Here is a 15,432-nt window from a genome sequence, read left to right on the forward strand (position 1 = left end):
CGCGAGCGCAGCAACGCTAATTCCACTGATTCAGAGACAATAAACAAAAAAATCACTCCACAACGTGTCCTACAAACTGGGCCGTATTGTCTAAAATTTTGCCGCCGCGGCGGAAGCCCAAGCCGCAAGCTTCACCGACGAAAAACACCCCAGCCTGGTAGGAATTGCCCGCAGTATCGGTTGGAAATGTCTGGTACTCCTGGTAAATTCTCCGTTGGTTTTCATACTCGCCTTCTACACTTTCAGAAACCTCCCCTCCTTTTTCGAGAATGGAAACATTGGCGCCTTCTCTGCCAAACAGCACCTTGCTGACCGATTTTTTATGGGGTATCGCATACCTTTCAGTCTGCAAAAGCAATGGATGATAGGGGTACAGGTCCCACAGAATTTTGAGAATATATTTAGACTGAAACAACAGGGTATAGGCCGGATTGAGGATCACCGCCTTTCTGCTTTTTACAATGTCGGTCAGCACGGCGCCCAGCTCCGGCTCATCGTCGCCAATGTATTCCCAGGGAACCAGTTTAAACCAAAAATCAAAGCGGGTAAAATTGCCTGTTACCGGATCCTGCATGAAAATCCCCTCATTATTAGAAAACTCCACATCGTCCACAAAGGCAAAATCTGTATCAAATCCAGCATCCTTTGCAGCTTCTGTCAGTACTGCTACGTTGGTATCGTCCTCCGCAGAACCACGCATTGTTGAAAAGAGGATAGATGGGTTGAGATCAGCATTGATCTCTTTGATATACTGAAACTGACTGACCAATGTCTCATAAACGGTGTTGAACTGACTCGAATCGTCCAGGTCGTTCATGCGCAGGTGCGCCCACTGTACCACCGCAGTTTCGGGAATGCAAGTCGCAGTATCTGCATTGAATTCGATCAGCTTAACAGGTTCGTCGTCGATTCCGCCTGCCAGGTCAAACCGCCCGTAAAGATGCGCCTGCCTGTCGTCCTCCCAGGAAAGTTTAATGAGCTCGATCAGGTTTTCGGGTATACCCATTTCTTTGAACAGATCGTGGTCAATGGCGTACTGCCCGGCTTCCACGAGCATATCGTACAATGTATTAGCCGCCTCGTAATACAGGCTGGCCTGTGTTTCGCTGATCACCACCATGTCACTAACCACATAGTCGGTCGTGTCGGTGCCCAGCATCCATTCCCAGCCTGTGTTTTTAAGTACGTGTCCAGGATGCTCCGCAAGAGATTTCAATTTTACCATAATAGTTGTGTTGTTTATCCTCCGCTTCGACCGGATAGCCGTCCAAAAAATCCTTTTCTGCCTCCCGCCGGACGGGTAGTAACGGTACGGGTCGCACGTGAAGCATCGACTTGCCGTACCACGCTTCGCGACCGATCGTAAGTAGCAGGGCTGCTGTAAAAGCCCCGGGACCTTCCGTTGTCGTTGGCGCGGTAGTTGTTCATATAAACATTACCGGGACTTCTTCCCAGAAAATAACCCATTCCGCCATAAAGAAGCATGCTGGATAGTCCGCTATGATGTCCTACATAGGTATGATTTGTCCGAATTTCCTCGTCTATCAATGCCTTGGCGGCCGATGTATTGAGCGAATCGGTGTGTCCGTCGAGGTAGGTTACAATGGCGACGGATTGCTTGGCGTCGACACTTTCTTCGTCGGTTATTTTGAACTCCCCGGGCTTCACTTCTTTAATGTGCGAGCGAATGCCTTTGGAATAACTCGTTTCTTCATAACTGTAAGCTGACTCGTCCTCTTCGGAGGAGCAGGAGCTGATCATGCCACCTGCGGATAAAATCGCGAGGGCCAATGCCCCGCCGATACTGATGTCTTTGGCCTTTTTAATAAAAGAACCTTTTCGTAATTGTGTCATAGCTTTGGGTTTTCTGCTGACGAATATCTAAAAATAATTTCAACAACGTTGGCAGTGAAATGTTATTCGCTTGAGTGGTTAAAATATGGGATTTAAAATCCTTTCCTGTTACAAGCGGTTTTCATTCAAATACTTAAAAAAGAAAGCATAACCACACCTCCCAAAGTGCAAGTTATGCTTTCTATACTTCCGGAGTGTCCGGGCTTAGCTTACGCCTTCTTGGCGATCTTATCCAAAGCCGACACCAGTTTATCGAGATCACTCAGTTTGGTATAAACGTGTGGGGTTACACGCACGCAATGAATATTTTCCCAGTTGATGCCCACCGTATGGATCATATGGTCTTTCATGAGCTTGCTGTCCAGTTCCTCGGGCTTCATCCCTTCGATGCTTACCCCGGCAATGGCGCAGGAATATTCAGGTTTCAGCGAAGTATGGATCTTGACGCCAGGTATTTGTGCCGCTTTTTCAGCCCAGTATTTTTTCAAATAATGCACCCGCTCCTGCTTTCTTTTGGAGCCAATTCCTTCCTGAAAGTTTATGGCCTCTCCGATCGCCTGCTCGATACAGAAACTACGCGTACCCAGTGTTTCAAACTTCCTGATATTGGCGCTTTTCGGTTCACTATTGCAAAGCAATGGCCATATTTTCTCGATTTTATCTTTCTTTACCCACATCATTCCGCTCCCCACCGGCGCACTCAGGAATTTATGAAGGCTTGTTCCGAAGTAGTCACATTCCAGATCAGAGATTTTGTAATCCAGCAGCCCAAAAGTATGCGCGCCGTCGACAACGACCTCAATACCTTTGCTGTGTGCCATCTGGCAAATCTTTTTGACCGGCATGATCTGCCCTACCCAGTTGATAATGTGGGTAACATGGATAATTTTGGTTCTAGGCGTAATGGCATCGGCGTAGGCTTTCACAATCTGCTCGTCGTTTTCTATCGGAAAGTCAAACGATAGTTGTTTGTAAACCAGTCCGTCGCGCATCTGGCGCTGTTTCCACGCCTGGATCATGTTCGGGTAGTCCTGAATGGTACCAATGATCTCGTCGCCTTTTTGCAGCGGCAACCCGAAAATAATTGTGTTCAACGCTTCGGTAGCATTACGGTTGATAGCGATTTCCTCCGCGTCACAGCCAGCCAGCTTCGCCAACCGCTGGCGCAATGGCTCCCGGCCTTTGTCAATGATCCTCCACATATAGTAAGAAGGACCCTGCGCGGCTGCTTTGTTATATTTTTCCAATGCTTCCTGCACCACTAGCGGCGACGGGGAAACACCTCCGTTATTTAAAATAATGATCTCACTTTTGCTTGCCGTATAAGCGTCCTGGATCACCGACCAATATGCCTCATTATCGTCGCTATTGTTGTTCCAAAGCTTTTCAGCCTCCCGGAAATCCTCTGCGTGGAGTTGGTTGAAAAGGCTGTCAATGCCAAAGGCGCCCATACCGAGGGCGGCGCTTTTTCTGAAAAAGGACCGGCGGTTGCTCATAGAAGGTTTGTTATAGGAATAGTAAATGAGTGAGCTACAATTTATTAATTATATGCATCAATCCCAATCATTCAGTCTCCAAAGTACCTTTCACTGTAGCATTTTTAAGCCATTGGTACGTATTGTAAGGCATTGGCAGCCCGTCAGCGTCCAGTTGCAGGTACATGAGGTGCAGATGCGTAGGTGAGCGTTTCTGGTAAGCATTGTAGCCTGACCGTCCCATTTCCGAGATCTTGTCGCCCGCATTGACCCATTGCCCTGGCTGCACTTCCACAATATTGTTGTGGGCGTAGTAAAATAATCCATTGAGGCAGGGGTCGTAAATCCATATCCAGTTTCCACCGCGAAAGTCGCTATCGTATTTCCAGCTTGTCTCGGTGGCGACCACCACACCCGATGTAAACGCCAGAATGTCAACCGGTTTCCAGGTACGGTCATCTATATTATCCTGGTCTTTGTCCCTTACAAACAGGTCATGTGCAGGGTGGCTTCCTTTTGCGTTCATATCAAAAAGGTCGAAACCTTCGTCCCGGTAGCCTTTCCCTTTTCCTCCAATAGATTCCTGCGGAAGGTAACATTTGACCGGATATACAAAATAGGAAGAGTCGATGGCATGGCAGGTATCCTGCTTGAATGCAACGCGAAAGTCCTTCATCACGGCAGCAAAAGCCCTTCTTCCGGAATCGGGCGTGATCACGCAATCCCTTATATCCATCTGGATCTGATGAAAAGTAGCACAGTACTCTGCTATTTTATCGGAAGATTCACTTTTATTAGTCCATGCGGAAATACTGATGATCAATACAATTCCGGCCATTCGTTTCACTGTCATCAACAATGCTTTTGTCTTCCACCCTTTTTCTTTCACCAATCTTATTTTTTGAAGAACGCTTCCTGAGGTTTATGAAATAAATCCTACAAATGTATTTCTTAAACATTAAAAAGACGCCATATTGTTCTTTAATCGAGGAACACTAAATCATTATACAATGCAAAATCGTCGTTTTGGACGTACTGGCTGGCAAATCAGCGAAATAGGTTACGGCATGTGGGGACTTGCAGGATGGACTGGCTCCGACCGCAAAGAGACAGATGACTCACTAAACCTGGCAGTTGAATCCGGTGTGAATTTTTTTGATACGGCCTGGGGATACGGCGAAGGATTGAGTGAGCAGATATTGGGCGACCTCATCAGACGCTACCCGGATCGCAAGCTCTACGCGGCCACCAAAATCCCGCCAAAAAATCGTCAATGGCCTTCCAGATCGGACTCTCCATTAAAAGAGGTTTTCCCGGCTGAATATATTGTTGAATATACCGAGAAAAGCCTTAAAAACCTCGGAACGGATAGCATTGACCTGCTGCAATTCCACGTTTGGGAAGATGCATGGGCACACGAAGATGAATGGAAAGAAGCCATTCAAAAGTTGACCAAAGAAGGAAAAGTCGAACGCTGGGGAATCAGTATCAACCGCTGGGAGCCTAATAATGCATTGGAAACATTGAAAACAGGTTTTATTGACGCAGTACAGGTTATCTACAATGTATTTGACCAAGCGCCTGAGGATCACTTATTTCCTCTTTGCCGTCAGATGGACATTGGCGTAATCGCCCGCGTACCTTTCGACGAAGGCACACTCACCGGCACATTGACGAAGCAAACCACTTTCCCCGCCGACGACTGGCGCTCCACTTATTTCGTGCCCGAAAACCTGAATGCAAGTGTAGACCACGCCGAAGCATTAAGAGCTGACCTGCCGGAAGGAATGACAATGCCGGATCTGGCACTGCGGTTTATCCTGAATAACCCGGACGTGCATACCACCATTCCGGGTATGAGGAAATTACCGCACGTGAAATCCAATGTGACTGCAAGTGATGGGCAGCGGTTGTCTGCTGATTTGGCGGAAACATTGAAGAAACATCGTTGGGATCGTTTTCCGACTAAGTGGTCGCAGTAGGAATACGAAACCCTCTTCATTTAGCAGTGAAGGGGGTTTTTGCTATTTATACAACCTGTTATCCCTAAGTTGGGCGTAGTCTCCGACTACGTCCGAGCGACGTCCGGTCTCCGACCAATTCCCGTACACTGGGCCGTACCAGTCACAGAAATTTCAATTACCTTGGTTGAATTTGTTACTTAGTGTGAAGCTACTCAAATTGTTCCTCCACATTCGCAAGTATCTCGCAGTCGCAATACCCCCCTTTATCTGATAGCCATTGCAAGACAGCCTCAACATTCGTAATATTTGATTTTCCAGAAAGGTTCTAGCCAATGTGGGCTTGTTGTCACATTCTTGTTCTTGTAGTTCTTCGTCCAGATAATTGAATAATTCTTCAAATTTGATCCGGCTTGTTGGGAGGCTAGCTTCAAATGCGTCGCTGGCTTTTTTACGAAGTTCGTTTTTAATTTGCTTACGAATATCTTTCTCACTTTTATTCATTGCTTGTAATCGATTATTCAATTAGTTCCATACACAAGCTGTCTTTGCTGGTTCACATTCTGTCGGAAATATGGGTTTTTAATGGCCTTTTCTTCCAAAAGATCGACCGGTCTTTTGAAAATCGCTTGCAGTGAAAACTTAAAGTCAAAGTAGTTGTCCGCATAGTCCTCAACCTCCATATTAGTGAAGTCAACGATGAGATCAATATCACTTTCGCTATCAAAGTTGTCGCTCAAAACAGAACCGAAAACGTACAGACTCTTGACTTTGTGAGTTTCACAAAGTTTGGTGATTGCAGCTTTATATTTTTCTAGTCTGTCCATCTTATGATGTCGCTTTTACAATTTGTGAAAATCCTCAGGCTTGATTTTTACGATCTCGTCACCCCTCATAATCACAAGCTCAGAATTCTTTTGCCTTTTGAATTCGAGTACGTTTTCCAAAGTCTTTTCAAGGCCGAAAATGATTTTCTTCTTTAACTCAAGGTACTTTTCATCTTTTGTCATAACTGATGTATTACCTACTCCCAATCAACCTCTCCAACCGCCCCATCATCTCATCCTTCTCTTTCAACATCCTTTCATAAAGCGCAATTTTCTCCTCATGAAGTTGAATGAGTTTCTCAATTGGATGAAAAACCGGATTATTATTTACAACAGCTGCATTATCATTGAATGTGCTTGAAATAACTGTAATCGCCTGTTCTTCATCAAAACTCCGAATCGCCTCAGCAGGAATTTTTAGAATGGCCGATACTTGTTCCAATAGGCCAGAATCGATCTTTTCTTTCTGTTCTAGTAAAGATATTTTCTGCTGGTTCCAATCTTCGCCGAGCTCGAATGCAAGAAAATCTTGTTTTATTCCCAACATTTCTCGAAATCGTTTTAAATTTCGACCTTCGTGGACCTTGGAGTTGGAGGTAGTATGTGTCATTCAGAAAGGTTTTTTAGAAAAGGCAATTTATATAAATCCGTCGGTAAGTTGTTTGGTAATTTACACACATTCCGTTGTAATGTACCAATGGCCGGGCACAGGTACATTCAGTTACCTATACAAACTACTATCAACCGAAAACCGTCCCGGCCCGGTCAATAGCAAGGTCACATACACAATCAAAAACGTCAGCGCATGCTCCTTATCATCAAATGGATCATTGGCATGAATAACTAGCAACACCACCAGCATCGTAAATATCAGCGGCAGTAGCGCCGCCCGGCTTACCAGTCCGAGAATAAGCAATATCGAACAGCCAAATTCTGCAAACACGGTGAGGATCAGTGAAAGCTCCTCTCCCAGACCAATCGGATCCGCAAAAGAGTGATCTCCTCCTAAAAATCCTGAAAGTTTCGCATAGCCGTGCCTGAGCATTAGTACCGACATTCCTACTCTTAAAATCAGTATGGCCCAATCCGCAGCTGCCGGGAGTTTTGTGGGTCTTAAAAATTTCTTTAACATAATCAATGGGTTAGCGTTAATAATCACCACTTATCCTAATCCAGAAGCCTCCGTTATCTCATAATTATAATAAGTAACTATCCAGGATAGGCATATAGTTTCATCAATTTTTTAGTTGCAGCAAAATTATAGACTTTTATTTGTCAAGTTTTATTTTTAGGTTTGTCTAAATTAATATTGAGATAAAAATAAAATAATAGTTTGGACGCTATATGAAACTACTCATACTCTTCTTTTTTAGCATATTATGTTTTGATGCTGTTGCCCAGTTTACGCTTTCCGGTAAAATCACACTGGAAGGACAGACTGAATCTGCATTTGGCGCTGCCATTTATATTAATGAATTGAAAATCGGAACTACGGCGGACACCATCGGAAATTATCGCATCACCGGTATTCCAAAGGGCAGCTACACATTAAAGGTGAGCTACATATCAATGCCGACAGTTACTGAGAAGAACGTACGCATTGAACAGAATGTGACGAAGGATTTTGTAATGAAATCAGGTGCTAATTCGCTGGATGAAGTCGTTGTGACCGGTACAATGAAGGAGGTTTCCAAGCTGGACAGCCCGGTGCCTGTCGATATCATTACTGCCAAGTTCATTTACAAAAACCCTGTACCGAGTATTTTTGAAGGCCTGAGTTATGTGAATGGCGTTAGGCCGCAGCTGAATTGCAACGTCTGCAACACCGGCGATATTCACATTAACGGGTTGGAAGGGCCTTATACAATGGTACTGATCGACGGAATGCCGATGGTGAGCGGGCTTTCCACGGTCTACGGACTTTCCGGTATTCCCAACAGCCTCATTGAAAGGGTAGAGATCGTCAAAGGGCCGGCATCGACACTATATGGATCGGAGGCGGTTGGCGGACTGATCAATATCATCACTAAAAACCCGTCCAAAGCACCCATTTTTTCAGCCGACGCATTCAGTACCGCCTGGCGCGACTATAACATTGATCTCGGCGTGAAATTTACACCCGGCGAGCGGACCAGTTCGCTACTTGGTGTCAACTATTTCAACTACCAGAACCCGATCGATAATAACCACGACGGATTTACGGATATGACTTTGCAAAACCGTATTTCCATTTTTAACAAATGGTCGTTCAACCTGAAAAATAATCGCATTGCCAATGTAGCTGCCCGGTACTACTACGAAGATCGCTGGGGCGGTGATATGCGATGGAACAGGTCGTACCGCGGTGGGGACCAGATTTATGGTGAAAGTATTTACACCAAACGCTTTGAGGTTTTGGGGAATTACCAGCTGCCGGTTTCGGAAAAGATCACATTGCAATACTCGTTCAGTTCGCATGATCAGAACTCCGTTTACGGCCACGTACCGTTTATTGCGGATCAAAAGATTGCTTTTGCGCAATTGCTTTGGGACAAAGAAATCGGAAAGCATAATCTGTTGTTTGGATCTCCATTCCGCTACACTTTTTACAATGATAACACCACGGCCACGAGGTATCTGGATGGACAAGACCACCCCGATAAGATATACCTGCCGGGTATTTTTGTTCAGGACGAGATCAAAGCTGGCGCACATTCCGTGTTACTGGGTGCCCGGTACGATTACAACAGCCGCCACGGCAGCATTTTCACCCCCAGGGTCGCATACAAGTACAAGTTCAACCAGACGGATGTTGTAAGGCTGAACATTGGTCGTGGGTTCAGGATCGTGAACCTCTTTACCGAAGATCACGCTGCATTGACCGGATCGCGCCAAGTGATTTTGAAAGAGGCACTTAATCCTGAGCAGAGCTGGAATGCCAATCTCAATTTTGTCAAAAAGATCGTGACAGGCAACTCGTTCATCGGCTTCGATGCTTCCGTTTTTTACACATATTTCACCAATCGCATCCTGCCTGACTACGATACCAATCCTAACCAGATCATATACGACAACCTGGACGGATACGCAGTATCGAAGGGCATAAGTCTCAATCTGGATTTCAACTTTCCATTTCCTTTAAAGATTCTTGCCGGTGGTACTTACATGGAAAATTTCCAGAAAGAAAATGGTGTGCGTTTCAGGCCGGTACTGACCGAAAAGTTCACCGGCGTATGGTCCCTATCCTACGAAATTCAAAAAGCTGGCATTTCCTTTGACTACACGGGCAATATTTATGGCCCGATGCGGCTACCGATCCTGAGCGAGGATGATCCGCGGGCGCGTACTTCGCCCGTATGGTCGCTGCAAAATATTCAGATCACCAAGAAATTTGAAAATGGCTTAGAAATATATGGCGGCGTCAAAAACCTGCTCAACTTCACTCCTCCGGCCAATTCCATTGCCCGCGCGAATGATCCGTTTGATAAGAATGTAAAGTTCGACGACCAGGGACAAGTGATCGCTACACCTGACAATCCATACCGCCTTACCTTCGATCCATCATACGTTTTCGCACCGAACCAGGGCATCAGGGGCTTTCTCGGAATGCGCTATACGTTGAGATAAAATTCCAAAGGTTTGCGTTAAAAAATGTGGTCTGAAATGTTACTATATGATTATTCAAAGATCAAAAACGTATATAATATTGATATTCATTGATTTGAATAATTTTTGATTGTATATTTGTGCCATCAACTTTTTAACACTACTTGATCATGGCATTAACGAAACAATTTGTAAAGAGTAAATCTATCTACAAAGTAACATTTACAGTACCTGCGGAAGCAGCGGCGGAAGCTAAAAAAGTGGCCCTCGTTGGCGAATTCAATGGCTGGAATCCGGAAGAAGCGATCGCATTAAAAAAACAAAAAGACGGTTCTTTCAAAGCAATTCTTGAACTAGGAGCTGGCGAATACCAATTCCGTTACATCCTGAATGACGAGAAATGGGAGAACGACTGGGAAGCTGACAAGTATGTTCCAGCGGGTGTAGACGCGACTGAGAATTCAGTAGTAGTACTTTAAGGGCTGTCTGCGATCGGCTGTCGGCTTTCAAAAAAACAAAAAAACCGGATGTAGTCACCTACTTCCGGTTTTTTGTTTTTATAGCGTTACATTCAAATCAATAGCCAAAAGCCGACGGCCGATGTCTGACAGCCGATAGCCGACCTTAAATTGCGAAGTTATCGCTTTCTACGTATGCCTTAATCAGCGCTTGCTCCCCTTCTTTTCCTTGCTGTGAGTTCCCGTGCTCCATTCCCATGATAAAGGATTTGTTCTCCTTTTTGCTACGGTCGTAAATGTATTTGAAAATATTCTTGTAGTTGATCTCGCCCGTTGTAGGCTCTTTCCGGCCAGGTTCGTCGCCGATCTGGAAGTAATCAATTTCACTCCATGTTTTATCAATGTTGTAGATCAGACGGCCTTCGTTTTTCTGCATGTGGTAAATGTCGTACAGGATTTTGCAAGACTTGCTGTTTACTCCTCTGCATATCTCATAGGTCTGATCGGACGTACGCAGGAACAGGTTTGGGGAATCGCTCAGCGGTTCTAGCACCATTACCAGTCCATGTGGCTCCAAAATTTCTGCTCCGCGGCGCAATGCATCGATAACGTGGCCAGTCTGCACACCTATCGGCAGGTTTCTTTCAAAATCACCTGGTACCACGGTCATCCATTTCGCATTCACGCGTTTGGCGACTTCTACCGCTTTTTTACATCCATTAAGGAAGATATCGATATACTCCTGTTTTCCTGCTGCTAGTGTATTGGCGCCGTTACCTCCTTTATCTACCACAAAAACGCCCATTTGCATGCCCAAACGGGTCATTTCCTTTGCAATCGCTTCCTGCTGCTCCACCGGGCGGCCCATCATCCCGTTATCTTCAATGGCCATAAAACCATTATCAGCCATGAATTTGAGCTGATCAATCACATCCTTTCCGGCACTGTTCTGGAACATGCCGAAATGTGACGCATATTTGAGCTTGAAATTGTTTTTAGCGAATGGTGCTGTTGCGAAAGCTTCCCCTGATGCGATCGCCGCGCCGGCCAAACCAAGTGAAGATTTTACAAAATTTCTGCGGAGCATATTTCTTTACGTTTTGTTTCAAATTGTAAAGATGCTCGTTTATTAAATATACCCCAAAATCCCTCAGGAAACTTAAAATACCTAATTTCCCCGCCGCCTTTTCCGCTTTTCTTTTTTACTTTTCGGCTCTTCGGGTGTTTCAACAACCTTGATCTCTTCCTTAGGTTTTGGAAAATAAGGAGCAAGTTGAGCCTTGATCTCTTCTCTGAAAGCATTCTTTACTCCTTCCAGTGCCGCTTCCTTTACTTCACCGTCCAGACGATCATCGCGCAGCAATTTAACAACAGCCTCTTCACCTGGCCAGCTAGCGCCGAGATACTTGGCAGCATTCTTTCTGACGTTCACCGACTCGTCTACATTCAAAGCTGTCGAACGTAGCAAATAAACCGATTCCGAACTACCAACTGTTTGAATAGAAGCCAGCAAAGCCGATTTCTTCGCATCATTCATTCCGGCAAGTTTTTGGGTAACATAGGATATTCCAGCCTGTTCGAGCAGCAATGCACCTGCATCCCGCCCCACGACCTCGTCCGACTTGTCCAGCGCCAGTTTGAGCAAACGGTCGTTCTCGGTTTCGAGTTCGTACCTGGTCATCAGGTCAATGTAATGCTCGGTACCATATGTTTCGTCCAGCAGCTTGTTCAATGCAGTACGGCCCTGTTGCGAATTGGTTACAAATGACTTATCCAAATGCAGCAAAGCCAGTTTGCTGACTTCGATCCGGTCGGACGAATTTACAGTCAGTACATTCAGCAATGCCTGGGATTTTTCGTAACCAGCATGAAAAAAGTCAAATGCGCGGAAGTAACGAAGCCTGCTTTTGAAGCTCACTGAAGTATCAGCAGCAAGGCCCGTCAGGTATGGAATGGCTTTTCTGGTACGCGCCAGCCATATAATGTCTTTCCCCGCAGGCGTCGCTCCGGGTCGCGCCCCGGCCCTTTCAAGCCAGGCCGGGAATATCCGTTCCCATTGGTCATACGCACCAATGCTCAATGCTTCGACAGACCACCGATCATTTCCTTTGTATTGTTTCGCAAGCTGCAGCCACACATCCAGCGCCTCATAAGTATGATTATGGTTGATCGCCAGCGCACATTCCCGCCGCACCTGAGGGTCGGGATCGGCGGTTAAGCGCTTAATGTATTCGGTAGGGTCACTATTTCTCTGGCGCACGGCCCGCAATGCGGTGATCCTTAAATTCGGGTTCAGTTCTCTAAATGCAATGTCAAGGTTCCGGTAATTAAAGCCCTCGATACGGTTCAGTACCCATAGGGCCCTTGCCCGCAATTTAGGATTTGCATTGTATTGCCTGAAAAGGTCTTCCAGGAACGGCTCAGCCGCCCAGCCATGTTTCACGCACGCATTCCAGGCGAGGTATCGCTGAGACAGGTTGGGGCTTTGGAGCGCCTTCACAGCTTGCTCGGGAATACTAAGGTCAAAAACAGGATTTTTGTACGGTGCTCCCAGCGGCGCGATGCGGAATATCCTGCCACGGCTTTTATCCTTCATTTTGTTAGATCCAATGACGGGATCGTACCAGTCCGACACGATCAGCGAACCGTCCGGCGCTACACACACGTCCGTCGGACGAAACCATTTGTCACGGCTGCCCTCCACGATGGGGAGAATCCCGGTTGATTTGTATCCGGCGCCATCATTCTGTACACTAATTGCGCTAACATAATTTTGCCCCGCATCGGCCAGCAATATCTGGTCCCAATACCTGCGTGGAAGCAGCTCACCTTCATATATAGTCATTCCCATCGGAAAGCCAGAGCCTGTTTCAATCAGATCAGGTACCACGCCAGGGTCATTCTGGTGCCAGTGCCTGCGCGGAATTTCGTCTTCCAGGTTTGTGCGGTTTAGTCGCCAGCTGGCTCCGGTCATTTCATCAATGTATCCAAAATTACCGTTTTCCATCACATAGGAAACCCTGTCGCCTCCATTCCCCGGCTCCTCCTGGTCGGACTGCCACATCGTGCCATAGCTATCCACGGCTACTTCAAACCCATTGCGGAAGTTTTCAGCCATGATTTCAACCTTCGTGAAATCCTGCTCGCATCTAAAAACGACACCTTGCTTAAACTGCCTGAAATCAATCGGCCGCTCATATTTATCCAGCAACGGCCTGTCCTGCCCATCGACAAGCTGCCTGCCTGCATTGCCGAAGTTGAAATAAAATTTACCGTCGGGGCCAAAAACAAAAGCATGGATACCGGCGTCATGCTGTGACCCGCCAATACCTTTGAACAAAATCTCTTTGGTATCAGCCTTATCGTCACCATCGGTATCCGTAAATAGCCAGACGAACGGGCTTTGAGATACCACAGCTTTGTTTCCCATTACCCAGATCCCCAGCGGTGCATTAATTTCCGGTCCCTGGTAAAACACCTTGGTAACATCAGCCTTTCCATCACCGTCTTTGTCTTCCAGGATCAGGATTCGGTCACCCATACCCAGCTCCGATTTTCCATTCACGGCAGGTCGGTAATTGTAAGCCTCGCATACCCACACCCTCCCACGATGGTCGACATCAATGTTGATCGGATTGATCACATTCGGCTCCGAGGCGAACAAAGTTGCTTCCAGACCGTCCGCTACTTTCAGACCAGCAACAGCATTTCTGGAAAACCGTTTTTCAGGTTCCGAAAGCGCAGCATAAACACTATCAGGATTAGTAACTATTAATGTATCAGCAAGTTGACAAAAACCGTAAAGATGGAGAAAGACAGTATTTACGGCAACCAGTAACGCAGATCTCTTAAAATTGAATTGTTTCAAAACAAACTTTGATGATGCAGACTTTTCAAAAAACGTATAAAAATACCTTTTGTTTCCTGAATAACGAAATGAAGCTGAGCAGGTTTTGGAATAAATTTTGAATTCGTTGTTTTGTTATATAACAAAACGAACTACCTTTATGTCACTGATTTTACACATACTATATTTTTTGTGAGAGAAAAATTGAAGCAGCTGATGTCAGAGCATCTAATTAGAAAGGGACAATTGAAAATAACACTTTACAATCTGGAAGCAATAGGCGCACTGACGTCCGATTTGCAAGACCGGATTCTGGATGAGTTAGCCGAGCTGGACAGGTCAGTTGAGAAGCTGAGTGAAATATTGAAAGTAATGGGAGATTAAATAAGTGAAATGAAAAACTTCAAATGGAAAATCTGATCAAAAAATTACTGGAAGCGAACAGCGTTGAACTATACGGAGCGGCCAGCCAGGCTTGCATTGCATATTTCCCCAAAGCCAGCGATGAGGAACAACAGCTTCTGAGAAAAATAATGATTCAAAAAGCTGATGAAATGATGTCTCAGGCAATGGAAACACGGCAGAAAGCCGCAGAATTAATCGCGGAATACGAAAACAAAGACATTAACATTGAAATTGACGGTAAAAAGTACCCCCTGAGCGAGTGGGTTACTATGAAAGAATATTGCCGCCGCTTCGGGTTAAAAAACACAATGATCATTAACAACTGGATCACCCGTGAAATAATACCTAAAGAAAACATTCTGAATATCACCCAGCTGAATAATTTGAGGCTGATTAAGGCGGTACCTTACAAAGGATAATCTCTATTCAGGATATTTCGACGGGTCCAGCCTATTGTCAAAAATTGATAATAATGTGATCTTGTCGGAATCGATCATGAAAAATATCGATGTTTGCGCAGAAGCTACACATCGCCGTATTTCGTTTTGTTTGATGAAAACCGGGAACTGGAGAGGATGATTTTTTACGCGGGTGATTTGAAAATCAATCTCGCTAAGAACACGTAGGGCGATTTTTTCACCCCATTTGACGAACAAATATTCTGTCAGGATTTCGTAGTCAAGAATTGCACGTTCAGTCCATTGAAGCGCCTTACTGTCCGGCATACTTCACGCGCATTTCCGAAATTTTGTCATTCAAACGTAATTTTGCGTTTTCATGGCTATGAACCCGGCCATTTTCCAGATCATTCAAACCTTCCTGAATTCCATAAATTGCAGCATCTGAAAGGCTTTCAAAAACATGCTCTTTCTCGTCAAAACTGAATTTTAACCCCAGTTCTGTCAAAACCTTCCTTAGGATGGACAAGTCTTTTTCTTCTTCAACTTCTACTCTAAGTGTGACCATAGCTTAAATTTAATAAAAAAATACAGTTACCTATTCAAATCTCAGGCTGATTGT

General features: G+C 45.3%; 18 protein-coding genes. 5 read left to right on the forward strand and 13 right to left on the reverse strand.

Going from position 1 to position 15,432, the window contains the following annotated elements; all coding sequences use genetic code 11:
* Positions 1-52: 52 nt before the first annotated feature.
* The 4 genes from ON006_RS20740 to ON006_RS20755 form a co-directional block, all read right to left on the reverse strand.
* Positions 53-1,225 carry a glutathionylspermidine synthase family protein gene (locus ON006_RS20740; protein ID WP_244823770.1) on the reverse strand — a complete coding sequence of 391 codons (1,173 nt, stop codon included), beginning with the start codon at positions 1,223-1,225 and terminating at the stop codon, positions 53-55.
* 14 nt (positions 1,226-1,239) lie between these two features.
* Positions 1,240-1,854: a Cj0371 family chemotaxis-regulating polar lipoprotein gene (locus ON006_RS20745; protein ID WP_244823771.1), complete on the reverse strand. Its 615-nt coding sequence runs from the start codon at positions 1,852-1,854 to the stop codon at positions 1,240-1,242.
* Positions 1,855-2,063: 209 nt separating this feature from the next.
* Entirely contained in the window at positions 2,064-3,350 is a 1,287-nt protein-coding gene (locus tag ON006_RS20750) for an aminotransferase class V-fold PLP-dependent enzyme (protein WP_244823772.1), read from the reverse strand.
* A 67-nt stretch (positions 3,351-3,417) separates the two neighbouring features.
* Entirely contained in the window at positions 3,418-4,218 is an 801-nt protein-coding gene (locus ON006_RS20755; protein ID WP_310590218.1) for a M23 family metallopeptidase, read from the reverse strand.
* A gap of 121 nt (positions 4,219-4,339) precedes the next feature.
* Here ON006_RS20755 and ON006_RS20760 point away from each other — a divergent pair, with 121 nt between their 5' ends.
* Complete coding sequence (locus tag ON006_RS20760) at positions 4,340-5,311, forward strand: aldo/keto reductase (RefSeq protein ID WP_244823773.1); 972 nt, start codon at positions 4,340-4,342, stop codon at positions 5,309-5,311.
* A gap of 153 nt (positions 5,312-5,464) precedes the next feature.
* Here ON006_RS20760 and ON006_RS32440 read toward each other — a convergent pair whose 3' ends face one another.
* The 5 genes from ON006_RS32440 to ON006_RS20785 all read right to left on the reverse strand — a co-directional run bounded on the left by ON006_RS32440 (position 5,465) and on the right by ON006_RS20785 (position 7,249).
* On the reverse strand, positions 5,465-5,794 hold the full coding sequence (locus ON006_RS32440) for a hypothetical protein (protein WP_267609895.1): 330 nt from the start codon (positions 5,792-5,794) through the stop codon (positions 5,465-5,467).
* Positions 5,795-5,811: 17 nt separating this feature from the next.
* On the reverse strand, positions 5,812-6,117 hold the full coding sequence (locus tag ON006_RS20770; RefSeq protein WP_244823774.1) for a nucleotidyltransferase family protein: 306 nt from the start codon (positions 6,115-6,117) through the stop codon (positions 5,812-5,814).
* A 15-nt stretch (positions 6,118-6,132) separates the two neighbouring features.
* Positions 6,133-6,300 carry a hypothetical protein gene (locus ON006_RS20775; RefSeq protein ID WP_244823775.1) on the reverse strand — a complete coding sequence of 56 codons (168 nt, stop codon included), beginning with the start codon at positions 6,298-6,300 and terminating at the stop codon, positions 6,133-6,135.
* A gap of 10 nt (positions 6,301-6,310) precedes the next feature.
* The gene (locus tag ON006_RS20780) at positions 6,311-6,727 is read right to left on the reverse strand and encodes an XRE family transcriptional regulator (RefSeq protein ID WP_244823776.1); all 417 of its coding nucleotides are present in this window, start codon (positions 6,725-6,727) and stop codon (positions 6,311-6,313) included.
* Between the two features lie 111 nt (positions 6,728-6,838).
* On the reverse strand, positions 6,839-7,249 hold the full coding sequence (locus tag ON006_RS20785) for a DoxX family protein (protein ID WP_244823777.1): 411 nt from the start codon (positions 7,247-7,249) through the stop codon (positions 6,839-6,841).
* 212 nt (positions 7,250-7,461) lie between these two features.
* Here ON006_RS20785 and ON006_RS20790 point away from each other — a divergent pair, with 212 nt between their 5' ends.
* Together ON006_RS20790 and ON006_RS20795 are read left to right on the forward strand one after the other, a co-directional pair.
* A complete protein-coding gene (locus ON006_RS20790) occupies positions 7,462-9,723 on the forward strand; it encodes a TonB-dependent receptor (RefSeq protein WP_244823778.1) in 2,262 nt (753 codons plus the stop codon).
* 149 nt (positions 9,724-9,872) lie between these two features.
* Positions 9,873-10,181, forward strand: a complete 309-nt coding sequence (locus ON006_RS20795; protein WP_244823779.1) for an isoamylase early set domain-containing protein — start codon at positions 9,873-9,875, stop codon at positions 10,179-10,181.
* 145 nt (positions 10,182-10,326) lie between these two features.
* On the opposite strand, the gene ON006_RS20800 is transcribed toward ON006_RS20795, so the two are convergent.
* Positions 10,327-11,247, reverse strand: coding sequence for a hydroxypyruvate isomerase family protein (locus ON006_RS20800; RefSeq protein WP_244823780.1), 921 nt, complete (start codon positions 11,245-11,247; stop codon positions 10,327-10,329).
* Positions 11,248-11,328: 81 nt separating this feature from the next.
* Positions 11,329-14,028: a PVC-type heme-binding CxxCH protein gene (locus ON006_RS20805; RefSeq protein WP_244823781.1), complete on the reverse strand. Its 2,700-nt coding sequence runs from the start codon at positions 14,026-14,028 to the stop codon at positions 11,329-11,331.
* Between the two features lie 195 nt (positions 14,029-14,223).
* On the opposite strand from ON006_RS20805, the gene ON006_RS20810 reads away from it, so the two are divergent.
* Positions 14,224-14,391, forward strand: a complete 168-nt coding sequence (locus tag ON006_RS20810; protein WP_244823782.1) for a hypothetical protein — start codon at positions 14,224-14,226, stop codon at positions 14,389-14,391.
* Positions 14,392-14,414: 23 nt separating this feature from the next.
* Positions 14,415-14,831 carry a hypothetical protein gene (locus ON006_RS20815; protein ID WP_244823783.1) on the forward strand — a complete coding sequence of 139 codons (417 nt, stop codon included), beginning with the start codon at positions 14,415-14,417 and terminating at the stop codon, positions 14,829-14,831.
* A gap of 3 nt (positions 14,832-14,834) precedes the next feature.
* Here ON006_RS20815 and ON006_RS20820 read toward each other — a convergent pair whose 3' ends face one another.
* Positions 14,835-15,137, reverse strand: coding sequence for a type II toxin-antitoxin system RelE/ParE family toxin (locus tag ON006_RS20820; RefSeq protein WP_244823784.1), 303 nt, complete (start codon positions 15,135-15,137; stop codon positions 14,835-14,837).
* Complete coding sequence (locus ON006_RS20825) at positions 15,124-15,378, reverse strand: hypothetical protein (protein WP_244823785.1); 255 nt, start codon at positions 15,376-15,378, stop codon at positions 15,124-15,126. The genes ON006_RS20820 and ON006_RS20825 overlap by 14 nt, the downstream gene beginning before the upstream one ends.
* Positions 15,379-15,432 lie beyond the last annotated feature (54 nt).

Source organism: Dyadobacter pollutisoli, assembly GCF_026625565.1.
Classification (GTDB): Bacteria; Bacteroidota; Bacteroidia; order Cytophagales; family Spirosomataceae; genus Dyadobacter; species Dyadobacter pollutisoli.

Coding starts and splice junctions, on each gene's coding strand:
- ON006_RS20740 (WP_244823770.1), bottom strand. CDS start 1,225: ATGGTAAAATTGAAATCTCTTGCGGAGCATCCTGGACACGTACTTAAA.
- ON006_RS20745 (WP_244823771.1), bottom strand. CDS start 1,854: ATGACACAATTACGAAAAGGTTCTTTTATTAAAAAGGCCAAAGACATC.
- ON006_RS20750 (WP_244823772.1), bottom strand. CDS start 3,350: ATGAGCAACCGCCGGTCCTTTTTCAGAAAAAGCGCCGCCCTCGGTATG.
- ON006_RS20760 (WP_244823773.1), top strand. CDS start 4,340: ATGCAAAATCGTCGTTTTGGACGTACTGGCTGGCAAATCAGCGAAATA.
- ON006_RS32440 (WP_267609895.1), bottom strand. CDS start 5,794: ATGAATAAAAGTGAGAAAGATATTCGTAAGCAAATTAAAAACGAACTT.
- ON006_RS20770 (WP_244823774.1), bottom strand. CDS start 6,117: ATGGACAGACTAGAAAAATATAAAGCTGCAATCACCAAACTTTGTGAA.
- ON006_RS20775 (WP_244823775.1), bottom strand. CDS start 6,300: ATGACAAAAGATGAAAAGTACCTTGAGTTAAAGAAGAAAATCATTTTC.
- ON006_RS20780 (WP_244823776.1), bottom strand. CDS start 6,727: ATGACACATACTACCTCCAACTCCAAGGTCCACGAAGGTCGAAATTTA.
- ON006_RS20785 (WP_244823777.1), bottom strand. CDS start 7,249: ATGTTAAAGAAATTTTTAAGACCCACAAAACTCCCGGCAGCTGCGGAT.
- ON006_RS20790 (WP_244823778.1), top strand. CDS start 7,462: ATGAAACTACTCATACTCTTCTTTTTTAGCATATTATGTTTTGATGCT.
- ON006_RS20795 (WP_244823779.1), top strand. CDS start 9,873: ATGGCATTAACGAAACAATTTGTAAAGAGTAAATCTATCTACAAAGTA.
- ON006_RS20800 (WP_244823780.1), bottom strand. CDS start 11,247: ATGCTCCGCAGAAATTTTGTAAAATCTTCACTTGGTTTGGCCGGCGCG.
- ON006_RS20810 (WP_244823782.1), top strand. CDS start 14,224: ATGTCAGAGCATCTAATTAGAAAGGGACAATTGAAAATAACACTTTAC.
- ON006_RS20815 (WP_244823783.1), top strand. CDS start 14,415: ATGGAAAATCTGATCAAAAAATTACTGGAAGCGAACAGCGTTGAACTA.
- ON006_RS20820 (WP_244823784.1), bottom strand. CDS start 15,137: ATGCCGGACAGTAAGGCGCTTCAATGGACTGAACGTGCAATTCTTGAC.
- ON006_RS20825 (WP_244823785.1), bottom strand. CDS start 15,378: ATGGTCACACTTAGAGTAGAAGTTGAAGAAGAAAAAGACTTGTCCATC.